General features: G+C 43.9%; 11 protein-coding genes and 1 pseudogene. 2 read left to right on the plus strand and 10 right to left on the minus strand.

Going from position 1 to position 20,073, the window contains the following annotated elements:
• Window positions 1–9: 9 nt before the first annotated feature.
• Window positions 10–5,481, minus strand: coding sequence for a gliding motility-associated C-terminal domain-containing protein (locus tag IPJ86_16855; GenBank protein MBK7888892.1), 5,472 nt, complete (start codon window positions 5,479–5,481; stop codon window positions 10–12).
• A gap of 135 nt (window positions 5,482–5,616) precedes the next feature.
• On the opposite strand from IPJ86_16855, the gene IPJ86_16860 reads away from it, so the two are divergent.
• The gene (locus tag IPJ86_16860; protein ID MBK7888893.1) at window positions 5,617–6,876 is read left to right on the plus strand and encodes a geranylgeranyl reductase family protein; all 1,260 of its coding nucleotides are present in this window, start codon (window positions 5,617–5,619) and stop codon (window positions 6,874–6,876) included.
• A 206-nt stretch (window positions 6,877–7,082) separates the two neighbouring features.
• Window positions 7,083–10,658 carry a pyruvate:ferredoxin (flavodoxin) oxidoreductase gene (gene nifJ, locus IPJ86_16865; GenBank protein ID MBK7888894.1) on the plus strand — a complete coding sequence of 1,192 codons (3,576 nt, stop codon included), beginning with the start codon at window positions 7,083–7,085 and terminating at the stop codon, window positions 10,656–10,658.
• 378 nt (window positions 10,659–11,036) lie between these two features.
• Here the strand turns inward: nifJ and IPJ86_16870 are convergent, their stop codons facing one another.
• The 9 genes and pseudogenes from IPJ86_16870 to IPJ86_16910 form a co-directional block, all read right to left on the minus strand.
• Window positions 11,037–11,420: a hypothetical protein gene (locus tag IPJ86_16870; GenBank protein MBK7888895.1), complete on the minus strand. Its 384-nt coding sequence runs from the start codon at window positions 11,418–11,420 to the stop codon at window positions 11,037–11,039.
• Window positions 11,421–11,436: 16 nt separating this feature from the next.
• Entirely contained in the window at window positions 11,437–12,825 is a 1,389-nt protein-coding gene (locus tag IPJ86_16875) for an NADH-quinone oxidoreductase subunit N (protein MBK7888896.1), read from the minus strand.
• 34 nt (window positions 12,826–12,859) lie between these two features.
• Entirely contained in the window at window positions 12,860–14,362 is a 1,503-nt protein-coding gene (locus IPJ86_16880) for an NADH-quinone oxidoreductase subunit M (GenBank protein MBK7888897.1), read from the minus strand.
• 6 nt (window positions 14,363–14,368) lie between these two features.
• Window positions 14,369–16,306, minus strand: a complete 1,938-nt coding sequence (nuoL, locus tag IPJ86_16885; GenBank protein ID MBK7888898.1) for an NADH-quinone oxidoreductase subunit L — start codon at window positions 16,304–16,306, stop codon at window positions 14,369–14,371.
• Window positions 16,307–16,323: 17 nt separating this feature from the next.
• Entirely contained in the window at window positions 16,324–16,638 is a 315-nt protein-coding gene (nuoK, locus tag IPJ86_16890; protein MBK7888899.1) for an NADH-quinone oxidoreductase subunit NuoK, read from the minus strand.
• Window positions 16,635–17,156 carry an NADH-quinone oxidoreductase subunit J gene (locus IPJ86_16895; protein MBK7888900.1) on the minus strand — a complete coding sequence of 174 codons (522 nt, stop codon included), beginning with the start codon at window positions 17,154–17,156 and terminating at the stop codon, window positions 16,635–16,637. Before IPJ86_16895 ends, nuoK begins: the two co-directional genes overlap by 4 nt.
• Window positions 17,153–17,623: a 4Fe-4S binding protein gene (locus tag IPJ86_16900; protein ID MBK7888901.1), complete on the minus strand. Its 471-nt coding sequence runs from the start codon at window positions 17,621–17,623 to the stop codon at window positions 17,153–17,155. The genes IPJ86_16895 and IPJ86_16900 overlap by 4 nt, the downstream gene beginning before the upstream one ends.
• Before the next feature lie 20 nt (window positions 17,624–17,643).
• A pseudogene (gene nuoH / locus IPJ86_16905) lies at window positions 17,644–18,719 on the minus strand (NADH-quinone oxidoreductase subunit NuoH).
• Window positions 18,720–18,955: 236 nt separating this feature from the next.
• Window positions 18,956–20,071 (minus strand): NADH-quinone oxidoreductase subunit D, encoded by a 1,116-nt coding sequence (locus IPJ86_16910; GenBank protein MBK7888902.1) that lies wholly within the window; start codon window positions 20,069–20,071, stop codon window positions 18,956–18,958.
• Window positions 20,072–20,073 lie beyond the last annotated feature (2 nt).

Below are 20,073 nucleotides of genomic sequence, written 5' to 3' on the forward strand. Positions count from 1 at the left end.
CTGAGTGTTTTACCTGAATAAGGTAATACTTCCTTTAAAGGAGGAGTCTACGATTTTTAACACATAAAAATAAGTTCCGGTAGGACATAGTTCACCATCAGAATCCTTACGTCCATTCCAGCAATGTTGTGACCCGGTACTCTTAAAAACCATCTCCCCCCAGCGATTGTAAACGTACCAGGTGCTGCAATCCGTAAAATTCAATTTCTTTCTCAAATCAAAGCATTCATTGATATCATCTCCATTCGGACTAAATGAATTAGGAAGCCCTTTCAGATATTCTTCAAGTTCATCAAATTGCACCGGCAACAGAAGTGTGTCTGCACATTGGTTATTCTTGGCAATTAGGGTGATGTTGATGTTAGCACCAAAGGGATACAAGTACCCCGGTTCAAAAGCTGTGCTGGAATTTCCATCTCCAAAATTCCATTGATAATTCAGAGCATTTGTACTAAGGTTGATCGTTTTAATTCGTACACCGTCACAATTAAATCTTGTAAATGTGGTATCCAGTTCAAATAATGCATCCGGTTGATCATTGATGGAAATGAACAGATCATCTTCATCCGTGCATCCATTTATATCTGTAACCGTAACCGTATAAGTAGTGGGTGAACCCGGAGTGGCAATAGGATTGGCTATCGCGGGGTTATTCAACCCTGTGGCCGGTGACCATTGATAGGAGACACCACCTGATGCCTGCAATACAATACTACTACCGTTACATATTATTGTATCTGCTCCTGTTTGTGCAGTAGGAAGCGGGTTGACTGTGACGAGAACCTGATCACTGTTTTTACAGCCATTGGAGTCAGTTACAAGAACAGTATAAGTAATTGTAGTGACCGGGTTAGCAGTAGGAGTTGAAATAAAGGAATTGTCAAGTCCTGTATTCGGGCTCCAGATATAAATACTTCCTCCGGTGGCATTTAACTGGGTGGAACTGCCAATACAAATATCAACATCACTACCGGCAGAGACTATCGGTAATGGATTAACGAAAAGAGTAACAGTATCGGTGTTTTTACATCCATTTCCATCCGTTACCAGCACCGTGTAGGTGGTCGTAGCAGAGGGTATAGCAATTGGATTTGCTATGCCGGGATTGCTTAACCCCGTAGCCGGGCTCCATTGATAAGAGATGCCGCCTGATCCATTTAGCAGTGTGGAATCACCTATACAAATACTGTTATCGCTACCCGCGTTTGCATTGGGAAGCGGGTTCACGGTGAGAGAGTAGGTGACCGGTGCTCCTGTACAGCCAAAACTGTTGGTTTCCGTCACAGTAATTATGGTTGTTCCTGATGTGTTCCAGTTTGCACTGACAGTGTTAGAGCCGTTGCCACTTAAAATGGATCCGCCACTATTGGTCCATTGATACGTAGATCCGGAAGTGTTGGTAACACTGAAGTTACCGGTATCGCTTTCGCAGATGGAAGTATTCCCGGTAATTGCACCTGTTGCAGGAACGGGGTTAATGGTGATATAAATGGTATCCGAAATTCCAAAACAAACGGTATCCACAGTTGTACTCGTTTCCTCGTACCATAATGCAACAGTAGCGGGACCCGGTGTGGTCCAGTCAACTGTTACGATTCCTGTACCATTTCCGCTTATAATATTTCCGCCATTAGCAAACCAATTGTAAACAGAGCCCGGAGTATTCAGACTGGTATAGACTTGCCCTTGTGCCTGATTCGCACATAAAGTAGCAGGACCTGAAGGTGCAGCAGGTGTCAGAATGATGTTGATACTTACATTTAATACAATTGGATCAGATAAACATCCGCGATCAGTAATTTCCACAACGGTGATTGATCCAACACCTGCGCTGTCCCAATCTACCGATACAGTATCGCTACCTTGTCCGCTTTGAATGATTCCATTAGTAATGCTCCAGTTGTAGGTGCTGTTAGGATTTGGATTCAACACCCAGTATTGAACACCTGTTACGCCCGGGCAGAGGGATAAAGAGCCAATGATTGTACTGACAGTTGCAGCCGGGTTGACAGTAATATCAATGGTATCGGTATTGCTGCAATTGTTGGCGTCTGTACCTGTAAGGATATAGCTGGTGTTCGTCGATGGACTGACGGAGACAGATGATCCGGAGCCAATGGTTGTCCCTGATGTACTCCACGTGTAAGTACTCGCGCCACCGGCATTGAGTGTTATGGTATCACCGGAGCATATGGTATCACTTACAGCGGTGATGGAAACTGTGGGCAAGGGTATAACGGTTACTGTAACCGAAGAAGTGTTGATGCAATTGGCGCTGCTCGTTCCGGTTACCAGATAAGTGGTGCTGGCAACAGGTGTCACAGTTATTGTATTTCCGGTTCCAATACTGGTTCCGGGAGCAGTGGAGATTGCCCAGTTATACGTACCGGCTCCACTTGCAGTTAGTGTTGTACCGGTGCCCGCACAAATTGGATTGGAAGAAGCTGTTGCTCCAACAGCAGGAAGCGGGTTGATAGTGAGGGTCACACTATCTCTGCTAGTACATCCGTTCCAAAAAGTGTTTACGGTATAGGTTAAAGTGAGAATGCCCGGACCCGGATTGGAAACAGTTACTAAAGGACCGGAGGAGGTTGTACTGCTTAGTCCTGTGCCGGGCGTCCAGTTGTATGTATATCCGGCAGTAGGCGAAGTGCCTAACGTTAATGTATCACCGTCGCATAAACTTGTATTTGTTCCTGCTTGTGAAACAGGAAGTGGCTTTACAATAACCTGTATAGTGTCACGGTCGATGCAGCCAAACCAGTTCACGCTCATTACATAAGTACTGGTGTCAAATGTGGTGCCCGTATTGATGAGAGAGAGGTTGGGTTGAGCACTTGTTGTATTGCTGATTCCCGTAACAGGTAACCAGGAATAGGCATACCCGGTTACAGATGAAGTCCCGACAACTACAGATTGCCCGGAACAAAAGGTCACATCATTTCCTGCAGCAGCCACCGGTACCGGACTCAAAATTATTTGAACCGTGTCTCGATTTGTACAGCCATTCAAAGTAGTCACTACTACATAAAATAAGGTGTCCGGATCAGTCGCCGTTGAATCAATATTTAAATTAAGCGTGGGATTAGAAATCGTGGTATTGCTTAAACCTGTGGAAGGTGTCCAGCTGTAATTATAACCGGAAGTAGAGGAAGTGCCCAGATTTAATGTATTTCCCGAGCATAGCAATTGATTACTCCCGGCATTGGCTGTTGGGATAGGTCTGACAATGACGTTAACCGTATCTCGGTCAATACACCCAAACAATGTTGTCGTAATAATGTAGGGTACAGTATCATTAGTGGTTAAAGATGTGGTAAGACTCACTGATGTATTGCTGCCGGTACTATTGCCCAACCCTGTTGCCGGATTCCAGCTATAAGCATAGTTGGCCGTTGCTGATGTTCCTATCGTACCCGAAGCGCCTGAACAAAAACTGATATCATTACCCGCATTGGCAGTAGGTATTGGTCGAACGATTATCTGCACGGTATCACTGTCATTGCAACCAAAACTATTTTGAACAATTACAGCATAGAATAACGTATCCGGAGTGGAGTTGGATGTAGTAAGTGTGATAACAGGGTTCGCGATACCCGGATTACTGATCCCTGTTGATGGAAACCAGGAGTACGTAAATCCCGCAGTGGGCAATGAGCCAACCGGAGCACTACTTCCGGAACAAATGGATACATTATTTCCGGCATTCGCAACCGGGAAGGGGTTAGTGGTCACGACAACAGTATCAGAATTTATACAACCATTCAAGGTGGTAGTCAAAATGTACGTAGTAGATTGCGGTGACCCTGTACCGTTAGTTACGGTGACTGTTGGATTCGAAATAGTCGCGTTATTTAATCCGGTCGAAGGACTCCAGGAATAAGTTACTCCTGCCGTTGAAGGACCTCCTAATACTGCGCTTCCTCCGGAGCAAAAGGAGATATCATTTCCGGCAACAGCTGCGGGAAGATTTCGGATAAAAACGGTTTTACTTACTGTATCGGCCGGACATCCGAAAGGATTAACAGCGATGACAGATACTGTTGCTGTTCCATTATTTGTAAAATTAACACCTATTGATCCTGTGGTGCCACCGCTTGACTGACTCCCGTTTGTGATAAGCCAGTTATAAGTATAGCCTGCAGTTGTACTTACCGTATAGCCGATACCGTTAGCTGCATTCAGACATAGTGTGTCAGGTCCGTTGATGATAGCGGGTTGTTGAGCCGGGGTGACATTGATGGTGTAAACAATATTTGTTGTTTTGGCAGGACATCCATTGTCTACCACTACTGCACTGAATTGGTAAGGCGTGGTTCTTCCCTGATCACATGAAGTGCTCCAGCAAAACTGACTGGAAAGACTTCCAATTCCGGATGTTGTACTCAGTGTAGCAGTTGGCACAGTAATGAGTGGATTAAAAATATCTCCGTTTCTGCTTAGAAATAAACTATCTCCGTTTGCATCATTAAAAGCAACATTGAAACAGAGAGTCTCTCCTTCCTGAATGGTATAGCTAGTGGTAGTGCTTCCCGGAGCCAGATTAGGCGCAGGATTAACAGGGCAGTTGATAATAATGAGTTGAATATCCCTTCTTGTAATCCCAATTAAAACGCCGTTTCTGTATTCTTTAATTTCAACTGCTACTACATAAAATCCCTGATTGGGTGCAACATAAGAAGCAAGTCCTGTAGTTGTATCAATATTGATATAGCCACCAGCTCCAAATGGACTCGCAGCACTGTATCCAAAAGCATAAGTGACGTCGGGTATGGGCCAGGTATAGCTGACAGGAGGTCCGGGATTTGGATTTGCATTATTCGAAATACCACCATAGGGTGTGACAAAATTATAAATCAACAAATCACCATCTGCATCGAAAGCTTGATTTAATACACTCACTGTATCTCCTGAACATAAAAAAGGAACCGGAGCCACGGCAAAAGTTGGTGCATTATTTACAATCGTGGGAGGAGGAACCTGCGCATAATACGCTTGCCCTGTTCCACCCGGATTATCAAGGTTGGCAATATTATTATTTCTACAACATCTGTCAGCAATAAAATAGTAGCCTGTTGAATTGGAAGGTACGCTGATTATTCCCTGATAGATTCCTTCTTCGACACAAACACTGGGTAGAAATGTGCAGGAGTCATTGGCATTGGGCGGGGTAATAAATTGCTGACTGATGAGTGGCATAGAAATATCTGAAAGCAGAATTTTATTTCCTCCCGGATTTCCCGGATTGTCCTGATAAGCACCCAGCAACATTGTTCCCGGCAACTGTGAACTTCCGGGATCGCAAAGCCGATAAATATTTAATGTTACTCTGTAATCATAATTCCCGGTACTGCCATTCAATCCAAGGTATTCATAGCTTAAATTCCCACCCATGAGGTGACTCGCCTGAGTGGAGTTCATGAAGAATAAAGAGAGGAATAGCCATGCGTAGCGTTTCACTACACGTTGTAGGTTGTTCATAATTTATAGGATTAAAACTTGTTTTGGTCGTTGGGTGTAAATAAAAAAGTAATAATATTTTTCAAAGTAACCCATTCATTATGAATTTTCAAAGGCAGAGATATGTATTTAAACAGTATTTAATAGTCTTTTTCGATGTTTAAACTCCTCCGTATATGCTATTTTTCGCCTGTGGAATACTCTCCGATTACCATCATTGGCGCCGGTCCTGCAGGATCTGCTACCGCCTTAGCGCTCTCAAAAAGAGGAATTCCATCGTTACTTATCGATCAGGCAGAGTTTCCCCGGGATAAGGTTTGTGGTGATGCGTTGAGCGGGAAGGTTGTCCTCAGCCTTCGGAGAATAGATCCCGCCTTAGTGCAAGAGCTTGGAGAACAGCAAATTACCATCGGTTCTCATGGAGTTATTTTTGTAGCTCCCAATGGTAAGGAACTCAAAGTACCTTTCCGGAGAGAAGAAGATCCGGCCAATCCTCCCGGTTATATTGCGCGCCGATATGATTTTGATAATTGGTTATTTGAGAAGGCTGCCGGTGCTCAAGGGGTGACAACCAAAACAGGACTCCGGATTGAAAAGTTCCGGAGAGAAGGTAAGGATTGGTTGCTGAGTGATAAAGATGAAAAGATAATCATACGGACTCCCCTTGTTATTGCGGCGGACGGAGCTCATTCCCGCTTTGCAAAGGAGGTAGGTGGTATTGTGATGGAAGAGGAGCATTATTGTGCAGGTCTTCGTGCGTATTATAAAGGGGTGAAAGATTTAGATCCAAATGGTTTTATTGAACTTCATTTTGTGAAAGATTTTTTACCGGGTTATTTCTGGATTTTTCCTCTTCCCAATGGTTATGCGAATGTTGGGGTGGGTATGAGGAGCGATGTGGCCGGTGAAAAGAAAGTGAATCTGAAGGAGGCCATGCTGAAACTCATCAGGGAATATGAACCGCTTCGCCGTCGCTTTGAGGGAGCAGAACCGGAAGGACAAATTCGCGGATATGGATTACCGTTGGGTTCTAAGAAAAGACCTTTGTCCGGAGATGGTTTTATGTTGCTGGGAGATGCCGGTTCTTTGATTGATCCCTTCACCGGAGAAGGTATCGGTAACGCGATGATTTGCGGAATTAAGGCAGCAGAAACTGTGGCTGCCGTAAATGGCGATTATTCAGCAGTGCAACTACAGCAATACGACGCGTCGGTCTATAAACGCCTATGGCCGGAATTAAGCCTCAGCAAAAAAATGCAGGAGCTCGTTAAATATCCCTGGCTGTTTAATCTCGTTGTCAATAAGGCCGCAAGAAGTAAAACATTACGTGAAACCATTTCCTGTATGTTCGAAGACCTGGATTTGCGCGGACGGTTAAAAGATCCCCGTTTTTATCTGAAAGTGCTTTTCGAATAAATTGACTTGCTACCGGCTACCGGCTACCGGCTACCAGCTACCAGCCTCCAGCTTATAGCTTGCCCCGCATCCGAAAGCCGGTAGCCGGAGGCTGGTAGCTGATCATACTGATATCAATTCCGTTACTTGCTGATTTTAATCACCCCGCAGTTGATTACTAAATTTTAATTTCCACTCTTCAAGATATACGATCTAATAACAAGATTATGGAGACACCGCTCGTCAATACCGGTCAAATAAAAGCAGAAGAAAATTCGCAATTGAAATTTGAAATCAAGGACGGAAATGAAGCCGCAGCTTATGTAGCTTACCGCACCAACGAAATTTGTGCCATCTATCCGATTACCCCTTCCTCCGCGATGGGTGAATTTGCAGATGAGTGGAGCGCCTCCGGGATAAAAAATATTTTCGGAACTATTCCCACAGTGATTGAAATGCAGAGTGAAGCCGGTGCCGCCGGTACTTTGCATGGTTCATTGCAGGGCGGGGCGTTGAGTACAACATTTACCTGTTCTCAGGGATTATTATTGATGATCCCGAATATGTTTAAAATTGCAGGTGAACTTACTCCGGCAGTTTTTCAAATTGCAGCGCGTGCTCTGGCCACACATGCACTTTCTATTTTTGGCGATCATAGTGATGTGATGGCAGTACGCTCTACCGGCTTTTCTATGCTCTTTGGCAATAATCCACAAGAAGCAATGGATATGGCATTGATTGCACAGGCTTCAACTTTACAATCACGCATTCCCTTTCTCAATATATTCGATGGCTTTCGAACATCACATGAATTGAATAAGGTGGCCATGATTCCGGATGAAGTGATGATCGCACTTATAAATCCTGCCGATGTCAGTGCACACCGTAATCGCGCATTAAATCCGGAACATCCTTTTATCCGTGGCACCGCACAAAACCCGGACGTTTTCTTCCAGGGTCGCGAAGCCTCCAATCTTTTTTATCAGCAAGTACCTGAAATCGTAAAGTCGACCATGGATCGTTTTGCCCAACTGACCGGACGTCAGTATCATCTCTTTGAATATTATGGAGATAAAAACGCAGAGGATATCATTATCATCATGGGTTCCGGGACAGGAGCCGTAAGTGAAACAGTAGATTTTTTAAATAAGACGGGTCGTCGGACAGGTGTACTTGCCGTGAAGTTGTATCGTCCATTCTCAGTGAAAGATTTCATTCACGCCATTCCTTCTACTGTAAAGCATATTGCTGTTCTTGATCGCTGCAAAGAAAGTGGCGCTATCGGTGAACCGTTATATATGGATGTTTGTGCTGCTCTTCGTGAAGACTTCCATGGAGTTCAACCTTCGGTAATAGGTGGCCGTTATGGACTTGCATCTAAGGAGTTTAATCCCGGCATGGTGAAAGCGGTGTTTGATGAATTACAGAAGCCGCAACCTAAACAACATTTTACAATTGGTATTCATGATGATGTGAGCCATACCAGTTTGCTATGGGATGAAGATTTTAATCTCGAAGAACAGCATCGGTTCCGTGGACTCTTCTACGGGTTGGGGGCAGATGGTACAGTGAGTGCGAATAAAAATTCAATAAAGATTATTGGTGATTGTACGGATCAGTATGTTCAGGGGTACTTCGTGTATGATTCCAAGAAGTCAGGATCACTAACGGTATCGCATCTCCGCTTTGGCGAGCAGCCTATTCGTTCCACTTATCTTATCCAATCCGCTAACTTTGTAGCTTGTCATCATTTTTCATACCTGACAAAGTATGATGTACTGAAATATGCCGAGAAGGGAGCAACTTTTTTACTGAATGCACCATTTGAAACGAATGAGGTTTGGGATCGTTTGCCCGACACCATTCAGGAAGAGATCATTAGAAAGGAACTTAAATTCTTTGTGATCAATGCATCCGCTGTCGCCCGGGAAACAGGGATGGGTTCCCGTATCAACACGATTCTTCAAACTTGTTTTTTCGCTATCAGTAATGTTCTTCCCCGGGAACTGGCGATTTCTAAGATTAAGGAAGCCATTTATAAATCGTATTCCCGAAAAGGAGAAGCCGCTGTTCAAAAGAACTACCATGCGGTGGATGAAGCACTGGCACATCTGCATCAGATTGATTATTCTAAAATGAAAATTGGAGAATTAAAGCCGGAAGCACTTGTTGCTGATCAGGCTCCTTTATTTGTGAAGAATGTTTTAGGTGCAATTCTGGCAGGCGAAGGAGATCATCTTCCCGTTTCCGCTTTTCCTGTTGACGGTACCTATCCATCCGGTACAACGCAATACGAAAAAAGAAATATTGCCGATAAAGTTCCCGTTTGGGATGCTGACCTCTGTTCGCAATGCGGAAAGTGTTTTATCATTTGTCCGCATGCAGCCATACGTTGTAAAGTGTATGATAAATCAGAAGTAGATAAAGCTCCATCAAACTTTAAGTTTACCGCGCCGGTCGGTAAGGAATTCGACAGAGAAAGTGAGGTGTATACGCTGCAGGTAGCGGTGGAGGATTGTACCGGATGTAATCTTTGTGTGGAAGTATGTCCAATAGAAAGTAAAACGGAAAAGGGTCATAAGGCCATTAATATGATGGACCAATTGCCACTCAGAGAACAAGAGCAGCAGAACTGGGATTTCTTCCTCGGACTCCCTGACCTGGATCGTGAAAGAGTGAATCGTAATACCGTAAAGGGTACTCAGTTTTATGAACCCTTATTTGAATTCTCCGGTGCCTGTTCGGGCTGTGGAGAAACACCCTATATTAAATTGTTAACACAGCTCTTTGGCGACAGAATGATAGTGGCAAATGCGACGGGATGCTCTTCGATTTTTGGCGGGAATCTTCCAACAACACCATGGACTACGAATAAAGAAGGACACGGGCCGGCTTGGGCGAATTCTCTTTTCGAAGATAATGCTGAATTTGGTTTGGGGTTGAAGTTGGCTACCGATAAGAAGAAAGAAAATGCCACACAGTTGTTGCATCGGATTAAGAATTTAGTAGGTCCTGAATTAGCAGAAGAAATACTTACATCGCCCGAGACATCGGAAGGTGATTTTAAAAACAGACGAAAGCAAATTACAAAACTCAGGGAAGTGCTGCGTACACTGGACCATCCTCATGCAAAGGAACTACTGCAACTGACCGATTTCCTCTCTGATAAATCAGTGTGGATAATCGGGGGAGACGGATGGGCCTATGATATTGGCTTCAGCGGTCTGGATCATGTTTTGTCGACAGGAGAAAAAGTAAATATTCTTGTATTGGATACAGAGGTCTATTCGAATACCGGTGGCCAAAAATCCAAGGCTTCACCAATGGGTGCCAGCGCGAAGTTTGCGATAAAGGGAAAGCAAACTTCTAAAAAAGATCTGGCTCTTCAGGCTATTGCTCACGGTAATGCCTATGTGGCACAGATTGCCATTGGAGCAAATGATCTGCATACCGTCCGTACATTGCTGGAGGCAGAAGCTTTTCCCGGCCCATCCATTGTGATTGCCTACAGTCATTGTATAGCACATGGATATGATATGGCAAAAGGTGCCGAACATCAAATCAATGCGGTGAAATCGGGATACTGGCCGCTCTTCCGTTATAATCCGCATAAAGCGAAAGGCGAACGTTTCAGTCTGGACTCCAAGGATGCATCAATACCGGTGGAGGATTTCCTTTACAAAGAACAACGATTCGATGTCATACGCACGAACAATCCGGCAAGAGCAGAGGATTTTCTGCATCGTGAAGAGCATGAAATCGACAGTCACTGGGAAAAATTATTGACACTTCGAAATTTGTAACGATTTGCTTCTGGCTACCGGTGGGGAACGACGCTCCTCATCGCGAGCGAAATCTCCAATAGGAAATAGAGCCTCGCGGCTACCGGCTTCGAGCTACCGGCTACCGGCTACTTGCCACCTTTGGGGAGTCGCCGTTCCCCATCGCGAGGGGGGCCTCCCGGAGAAATGTAGCCTCGCGAATTCTACCTGCTAGCTTATTTTTTGAGTAAAATTTTTAGTTCAGAATGTTTTTGAGAATTGAAAGTCTCCTCATATTACTTTCAAAAAGCTAAAGACAAATCGGCAGCATATAGAGTCTAAAATAATTCAGAGAATTAATTCATTACATAATCCAGCGAGCAGCCAGTAGCAAGAGGCTAGGAGCAAAGGGCAAAATAATCACTTATTAAATTCAAAATAGGGTACTTCATCATTGGAAATGATTTCGTTTTGCTTCCAGTAGGCAAGGGTAACGACATGCCCTTCTTTTGTGCGTAACAATCTTCCAAAAATGGCATTGATGGTATTAAAGGTCATATCTGTTACGCCCACTGTAAATTGGGTGGGTGCAGGAGGAGGTGATGGTGGTGCAGGGGTTTCGCCATCAGCAGGAGGAGGCACAGGTGCAGCTTTTGGAATAATTCCACTAACGACTACCGTATACCCGTTTCCTTCTAAAAGAGTTTTTAAAAACTGAGCACGGTCCGGAGTTACTGCTCTTTCAACAATACAGCATTTCACGCCGTCTAATTCTTCAAATTCGTGATTTTTATTGATGGCCATGGTTGATATTTTTTTTTCAGATGCCGCTGCTCAGCGTATGTATAAAACTGTATATGCCTCCGTAGAATCCTGTGATCAGTATTCCAACCAGACAAATCACCAATGCTATACCCGGAACTCTGTTCATTGTCAAAGAAGCAATAGGTGTTTCGTTTGGATCCATGAACATCGCCTTTACTATGCGCAGATAATAATACATGGAGATCACCATGTTGATAGAAGCAAAGCCGGCAAGGATGTAATTGCCGGTAGATGCCCCTGCAGTAAGTAGAAATAATTTTCCAAAGAAGCCTGCAGTAGGTGGAACGCCTGCGAGTGAGAAAAGTGATATAGTCAATATCCAGCTCAGTGCAGGATTTGTTTTATAGAGACCTTTATAGTCATCGATATTTTCTTTTCCGGTGGCGGTACTGATGATATTGGCCACACCAAATGCACCTAAGTTGGAGAAGAGATAGATGAGCAGGAAATAGATGACTGAAGCTTCGCCTTCCTGTGATCCCGCAGAAATACCAATAAGGATGAATCCTACTTGTGCAATGGAAGAAAATGCAAGAAATCGTTTTATGTTTTGCTGTCGTATAGCGAATAGATTTCCGATGCCTATCGTAAGCACTGCGGTGAGAAACAAAAGAAAATACCAGGTGGTTGACAGTCCACCGAATACATGATAAAGGACGGATACAAATACGAAGGCAACTGCAGATTTTGAAACAACCGACAAGTAAGCGGTAACAGGTATTGGAGCCCCTTCATAAACATCAGCCGTCCAGAAATGAAAGGGAACAACCGATAGTTTGAAAGCAAAGCCCGTGAACAATAGAACAAAGGAAAAGAGTTGTAAGGGTGAGCCGGTTAATGAAGTACTGATTTCAGAAAAGGATAATGCACCTGTGGTACCATAAAGGAGTGATATTCCCATCAGCAGCAATGCAGAACTGAAAGCAGACGACATGATCATTTTCATGCCGGCTTCCGATGATTGTCTTTTGTTAAGATTGAAGTTTGCCAATGCTGCCATTGGAATTGTAGATAACTCCAGGCCGATGTAAAAGAGTAGCATATGTCCTGATGAAATCATAAAAAACATCCCGGTTAAGGTAGAAAGGATCAACATATAGAACTCAGGAAGGTGTCTGTGTGTTTTTATCCAGGGGTAGGCCTGTAGCGACACAATTAATAGTCCCAGGTTCAGAATGTTCTTTTCTAATTGTAGCAGGTCATTCGTTTTAAACATGCCATTGAAGAGTTCACCGCTGCTATTGAAAAAGAATCCTGCTACAAAATTCAAAGTGAGCAATACATTTATGATGAGCGTCCAGTTTCTATTCTGGTCATTGCTTTCGCTTATTTTTAAAATGAGCACGGCAAAAAGCAACCCGCAGAGCAGGAGCTCATGTTTCATTAATAGAAGAAATTCATAGATCATATGCTCGTGCTTAAAATGATAAGGTGCGACCAATGTTGGTCATGATTCCGTTTACGCCGGGTGTGATAAGTTGAGTCAGCCAGAAGGGGGCAATACCAATGACAACAATTCCGCTCAGGAGTAATACTGCTGCCAGCTTTTCGTTCCATGCGGCATCACCAAGATGAAGATGATGTTCATCGGCGATTGGTCCCATTATGGCTTTTCCTGCTGCTCTTAGTATATACACCGCCGTTACTACAATGGAGGCGCAGGAGGCAATGGTAGCGGCGCGGTACCAAAGATCTGCATGTTGCCAGGCACCCATGAATATGGTCATCTCTGATACAAATCCACTGAAGCCGGGTAAGCCGAGTGAACAGAGTCCCGCAATAACGAAGATGGAAGAGATAAACGGCATTACTTTCAGCAATCCGCCCAGCTGTGCCACCATGCGGGTATGCGTGCGTTCGTAAATCATTCCAATGGCGGCGAAGAAAAGGGCTGTCATCAGACCATGTGATACCATTTGCATCACCGCTCCGGTAATGGCAGTTTCATTAAGCATACCGATGCCCAGCAATACAAATCCGCAATGGCTTACAGAGGAGTACGCGTTGATATATTTGAGATCTGTCTGCATCATTGTGGCAAAAGCACCATAAATAATTGCAATAGCGGATAACAGGATAATCAAAGGAGCATATTCATGAGCGGCTTCAGGCATGAGATAAGTGGCTACACGCAGGCAACCATATCCTCCCAGTTTCATCGAAATACCTGCGAGGAACATCGACGCTGCTGTTGGCGCCGAACTATGTCCGTCAGGAACCCAGGTATGGAAGGGGAACAAGGCGCCAAAAATTCCAAAACCAACAAAAGCCAGCGGGAAGAAAATCATTTGCGCTGATAAGGGGATAGGCCTTGCCGATAGTTCGAGTAAGTCAAAAGTATAATGTCCTGATGCATCAGCACTATTGAAATACATGCCCAGCAACCCAAGGAAGACAAAAGCAGATCCTGCCATCAGCATCAACGCCAGTTTCATTGCACTGTATTCTTTTTTGCCGCTACCCCAAACACCAATCAACAGAAATTTGGGAATTACAGCAATTTCCAGAAAGAAGAAAAGGGTAAACAAATCCAGCGATATAAAAAATCCATATGCACCGGCACTGAGTAACATGAGCAGGAAGAAGAATTCCCGTGAAAGTTTTTGCATCTTCCAGGATACCAGAACACCGGACACCACCACCACAGCTGCCAGTAATATCATTGCCACAGAAATTCCATCAACGCCCGTTGTATAGGCAATCCCGAGTTGTGGAAACCAGGAATATGTGGAGTAGAAGAGCATAGGAGCAGTATTTCCGGCTGCTCTTTCAGCGGTGAAACTTGCCAGCAAAATAAAACTCAATACAAGTTGGATGGCCGATCCTATAAATGCAATCATCCGAACCGTCTTTAGCTCTTTGGAGATGAGCGTTGCTAAAGCCGTAAGTGCCGGAAGGAGGAGAAGTAGATGGAGGTTCATGAGTGTTTAGATGGAGAGATAGATGGCCAATACAGCTAATCCGAATATGCCCGCGTAAAAGTAAAGTGCATAATCCTGTATTTTACCCGATTGAATTCCTTTGATAAGATTGGATTTCCAAACTACAGCAGTGGCCAATCCGTTCATGGTTCCGTCTACAATAGTCTTGTCAATCCACGCGGCCGGTTGTCCGATGAGTGGGAAGATAATTTTTTTAGTGACGAACAGGTAGACTTCGTCGATATAGAATTTTCGGTAAGCCGTGGTATATAGTCCGCTGAGCGACGTAGCAATTTGATCCGGTTTTTCATTCTTTTTAAAGTAGAGAAAGTAGGCAATGCCGATTCCCGTGAGCGCGACAACAACAGGAAGGATGGCGGAAGTGATTTCAAAGGGTATATGTAAATGATGTCCATCAGCTGATACATAATTGCCAAATGGAATAAATCCGGCACCAATCGCTCCGGCACTTAAAATCAGCAATGGTATTTTCATGGAAAGTGTTCCTTCGCCGTGGTCATGGCTGTCGTGATGAGCATTCGTCGGTTCCTTCGACCAGAAGATATTGAAGTACAGTCTGAACATGTAAAATGCGGTAATACCTGCCGTTAGTAATGCGATATAATAAACTAACATGTTGCTGTTCCGGGCTGCAGTGAGTATTTCTTCTTTACTGAAGAAACCGGCAAAGGGAGGAATACCTGAAATGGCCAAACAGGCAATCAGAAAAGTAAATTGAGTAACGGGCATAGATTTCCGAAGTCCACCCATATCCTTCATGTCGTTACTATGAATCATGTGTATGACAGCACCGGCACCAAGGAATAAAAGTGCTTTGAAGAAGGCATGCGTGAACAGATGAAACATGGAAGCAGTATAACCTAGTCCATCAACGCCATGAAAACCGGAAACGCCAAGCGAGAACATCATATAACCGATTTGTGACATGGTGGAGTAGGCCAGCACCCGTTTAATATCGGTTTGGGTACAGGCAATGATGGCAGCAAAGAGTGCGGATATCGCACCTACCCACATGACCAGTTCCAGCGCACCCGGACATGAAATTGAAAAGACAGGAAATAATCTTGCTACCAGAAAAACACCTGCTACCACCATGGTAGCGGCATGGATCAATGCGGATACCGGTGTTGGACCTTCCATCGCATCTGGCAACCAAATATGTAACGGAAACATTGCACTTTTTCCCGCTCCGCCGATAAATACAAGAACAAGACCCCACGTGAGTGCACTTAATCCTAAAAAGGAGGAGGTGATCGCGGAGTTGAGCCAGGGTGAATCATAGGTGGTGAGGCGTTCGATAAGCGTTGGAAAGTCGAGTGTGTGAGCATGATAAGAAAGCGCCAGTATACCGATAAGAAAGCCCAGATCAGCAAAGCGGGTAACAATAAATGCTTTTTTGGATGCAGCAACGGCCGAGGGTTTGTCGAAGTAATAGCCAATGAGCAGGAAGGAAGAAACACCTACTAATTCCCAAAACATATAAATCTGGAAAATATTAACGGATACCACAAGGCCAAGCATCGAAAAGGTAAATAAGGAAAGAAAGGAATAGTAAGTGGCAAAGCGATCCTCCCCTTTCATATACCCCAGACTATAAATATGCACCATCAGGGATACCAGCGTCACTACCACAAGCATCATCACAGAAATCGGGTCAAGTAGTATTCCTATGTCAATAGATACTCCGGGTGAAAAGGGGAGCCATGTCATCTTCCAGGCAACGATTTGCGTATATGCATCTCCGATAGGATGAGCAAAATAGTTATAGGCCGTTTGCAGAGAAAGCAGGGATGAAATGAAAAGGGACGTCGTGCCAATAATTCCGGCTATATGGCTAAGATATTTCCTTCCAAAGATGCCCAACAGTAAAAAGGTGAACAGCGGAAGTAAGGGTATCAGAAGTAAATTCATCGGTAGGTTCATTCGCTCGGGATGGATAATCAATATTTCAATTCGTTTGCTTTTTCGGCATCAATGGAACGGGTATTCCTATACAGATTAATAATTATGGCAATAGCTACAGCAGCTTCTGCAGCAGCAATGGCTATGATGAAGATGGTAAATCCCAGTCCATCGATATTATCCGGGAACAGGTATTTGTTGAAAGCAATGAAATTTATGTTTACGCTGTTCAGCATTAATTCTAAAGAGATAAGCATGGCGATCATATTCCTGCGGGTGAGGAATCCGTAAGCTCCGATAAAGAAAAGTATGGAACTCATGCAAATGATATGTGTTAAAGGGACAGCGCTCATTTTTCTTCAGGTCTTGATTTTATGGCAATGACAATACATCCTATCATCGCGGCAAGCAATAATATGCTCACCACTTCAAAGGGCAATACATAGCTTTCCGGCGAATTGTCTACAAGTAGAAAGCCTATTTTTCTGACAGAAGGATCAAATGTTGAACCATCTCCCGCCTTCCAGCTGTTCTCCGCTATGAGCAAACAAGTATATGCTGCACCGGCCAGCCCGGCCAATGCCCCAAATACCGATCTTCTGGTAAAGGGGGATGGCATATGATTGCCTTCTTCGCTGGTGAGAAAAATGGAGAATATAATAAGTACGACAATGCCACCCACATAAACAATAATCTGTACGGCAGCGGCAAATTCCACCTCCATCCAGAAGTAGAGCGCTGCGATTCCGATGAGTGAAAAAAGCAAACTAATTGCCGAACGAAACAAATTGGAATTGGTAACGGCAAGCAGCCCCGTCATCAGAATAAATGCGGAGATACAATAGAAAGCAATGGCGGACATATTCATCATTCTACACCCTCCATAATTTTAGAGCCGGGCTTATTCAGGACTTTCGTGAATTGCCGGCGATCATATACACTATGCTCGAAAGCGTTTGACATGATGATGGCGTCGGATGGGCAGGAAATAATGCAAAGATTACACATCGTACAAAGTTCGAGTCGGTAAACAAAAGTGTCAATTGCCTTTTTCTTTTTTCCTTCAGCATTGACTTCGCTTTTCGTCACAATTTTTATCGTACCATTCGGACAAGCCAACTCACAGGCCGTGCAGCCGGTGCAACGATGTTCGTTGTTTTCATTGTGTGGCATAATCACCTCTCCCTTGAATCGCTCCGCCAGTACAGGTTTTACTTCAGGATACTGCTCTGTAATAATTTCCTTAGGATGGGTAAAATAGTAACCTGTCAGCTTCATGCCTTTTAGCAGGGAGCCCAGGGTACTCACAACTGTTTTTATATAATCTGTAAGAAACATTTCTTCTTTTAATTATTGATTTATAAATGCCATCCCATGATTGCAATTAGTGTAACAAGCAATAGATTTACCATGCTGATGGGAAGCAGGTATTTCCATTCCAGATTCAGTAACTGATCCACACGGAGACGGGGAAGGTCCATCGAAACCACATGATCAGGAATATCAGAAACATCGTTTTGCCAAGGAACCAGAGCGAAGAAGGAATATAATCCATCACCTGATTGAATCCCTCCCAATTCCCAATGTGAAAGGGCATCCATCCTCCTAAGAAGAGCGTAGCACCAATTGCACATCCGATAAAAATATTGATGTACTCGGCGAGGAAAAAGAGCGCGAACCGCATACCGGAATACTCCGTGTGAAATCCTGCTGTTAACTCCGATTCTGCTTCAGCCAGATCGAAGGGTGCGCGATTGGTTTCAGCTGTTACTGCAATGAGGAAAATAATAAAGGCAATGATGGCAGGAATATGACCTTTAATGATCCACCAGCCATTTTCCTGAGAGTAAATGATATCACTTATTTTTAGACTACCGGTGAGTACTACGATAGCAAGAATGGATAATCCGGCAGAAAGTTCATAGCTTACAATCTGCGCAGCACTTCTCATAGCACCGAGTAGCGAATATTTATTATTACTGGACCAACCGGCCATTAAAATACCGATGACAGCTACTGAAGAAATTGCAGCGACATATAAGACACCAATATTCAGATCCCAGATTTGAAAATTTCGGGCGAAACCAATAGGAGCCAAAATAAGCATGGCGGCAATCATTACCATGAAGGGCGCAAGATTGAAAAGAAATTTATCCGCACCATCGGGTGTGAGTCCTTCCTTCATTACTAACTTCAACGTATCCGCACTCGTCTGGAAAATTCCTTTTGGTCCCACACGGTTAGGTCCGATTCGTATCTGCATAAGCGCCGCCACTTTCCTTTCCATATACACCAATGCCAGTCCCAACACTGCAAAAAGAGTAATGGCTGCAATTCCCACGATAACGCAAACAATAAGGAATGCCCACGGCTCTCCCAATGTTGTCTGCAACCAACCTTGCAATCCTTGTGTTATATTTTCAAGACTTATCATTCCATCTTTAATTTTATTTTCCAACCCTCGTCATCCCTCTACTCCCATCCATTTTATGTTCACCTGCTAAATCAATTCTAAATAATCCCATTTGAAAATTAAATCACATTCTATCCTATTCTATAACCTTAAACCATGAAGCAGAATCGCGAAAAGCGATACGCTTCATGGTAAACCTTGAACATTGAACTTTAAACATTGAACTTTAAACCTTAAACATTGAACATTAAACCTTTTCAACGATCAATATCCGGTATTACCAGATCTAACGTTCCCATCGTAGCCATCAGGTCACCAATTTTTCCTCCGCGCACCATATGATCAAGGGCGCTTAGATTAGAGAATCCGGGTGATCTGAATTTGATGCGGTAAGGTGTAGTTCCACCTTCGCTGATAATGTAAACGCCTAACTCTCCACGTGCTGTTTCCACTCTGCTGTAGAAGTCCCCCTTAGGTAATTTCAATACCGCTTTAGTCTTTGCCTGTATTTCACCTTCGGGAATATTATCAATTAACTGGTCAATAATATGCATACTTTGAATCATTTCACCGATTCTTACTTTATATCTCGCAAAGGAATCCCCACCATGTTCTACTACTTCATCAAATTGCAAGGTGTCATAAACTTCATAGGGATAAAGTTTGCGTATATCACAACTGACGCCGCTCCCTCTGGCTGTTGGTCCACTGCAGCCATAGGAAATTGCATCTTCTTTTGAAATTACTCCTACATTTTTAGTGCGGCTTTGAAAAATTATATTTCCGGTTACCAACTCATCATACTCGTGAATTTTAGAACGGAAAAGCCGAAGAAATTCTTTCACCTTACGTTGGAAATCCGGGTGGAGGTCCATCATGAGTCCGCCGGGAACAATATAATTCATCGTTAATCTCGCTCCGCAGGTGTCTTCCATGATCTCATTGATCATCTCCCGCTCACGGAACGAATAAAAGAAGGGAGTAAAGGCTCCAAGATCCATGGCGAGTGCGCCCCACCATAGTAAGTGTGAAGCCAGGCGGGTGAGTTCATCCATCAACACACGGATCACCTGAGCTCGTGCAGGGATTTCCAATTGTAATCCTTTTTCTACACAAATCGCACAGGCATGATTGTTAATGTGAGAGGAGAGATAATCCATACGACTGGTAACATAAATAAATTGTCTGTAGGATAAACTCTCGCACATTTTTTCTATGGAGCGATGTATATAACCGAGATGTGGTTCAACTTTTTTAATGGTTTCACCATGCAAGGTAATGACCAAATGCAATACACCATGTGTGGATGGATGTTGAGGTCCGACATTGATGATCATATCACCCTGGTCGTTGGTGCCGATTTCTTCGAGCATAA

The sequence above is a fragment of the Bacteroidota bacterium genome (genome assembly GCA_016713925.1).
In the GTDB taxonomy this organism is placed as follows: Bacteria; Bacteroidota; Bacteroidia; order AKYH767-A; family OLB10; genus JAJTFW01.

Coding starts and splice junctions, on each gene's coding strand:
- nifJ (MBK7888894.1), top strand. CDS start 7,083: ATGGAGACACCGCTCGTCAATACCGGTCAAATAAAAGCAGAAGAAAAT.
- IPJ86_16860 (MBK7888893.1), top strand. CDS start 5,617: ATGTTTAAACTCCTCCGTATATGCTATTTTTCGCCTGTGGAATACTCT.
- IPJ86_16870 (MBK7888895.1), bottom strand. CDS start 11,420: ATGGCCATCAATAAAAATCACGAATTTGAAGAATTAGACGGCGTGAAA.
- IPJ86_16900 (MBK7888901.1), bottom strand. CDS start 17,623: ATGTTTCTTACAGATTATATAAAAACAGTTGTGAGTACCCTGGGCTCC.
- nuoL (MBK7888898.1), bottom strand. CDS start 16,306: ATGAACCTACCGATGAATTTACTTCTGATACCCTTACTTCCGCTGTTC.
- IPJ86_16855 (MBK7888892.1), bottom strand. CDS start 5,481: ATGAACAACCTACAACGTGTAGTGAAACGCTACGCATGGCTATTCCTC.
- IPJ86_16875 (MBK7888896.1), bottom strand. CDS start 12,825: ATGAAACATGAGCTCCTGCTCTGCGGGTTGCTTTTTGCCGTGCTCATT.
- IPJ86_16910 (MBK7888902.1), bottom strand. CDS start 20,071: ATGCTCGAAGAAATCGGCACCAACGACCAGGGTGATATGATCATCAAT.
- IPJ86_16895 (MBK7888900.1), bottom strand. CDS start 17,156: ATGATGAATATGTCCGCCATTGCTTTCTATTGTATCTCCGCATTTATT.
- IPJ86_16880 (MBK7888897.1), bottom strand. CDS start 14,362: ATGAACCTCCATCTACTTCTCCTCCTTCCGGCACTTACGGCTTTAGCA.
- nuoK (MBK7888899.1), bottom strand. CDS start 16,638: ATGAGCGCTGTCCCTTTAACACATATCATTTGCATGAGTTCCATACTT.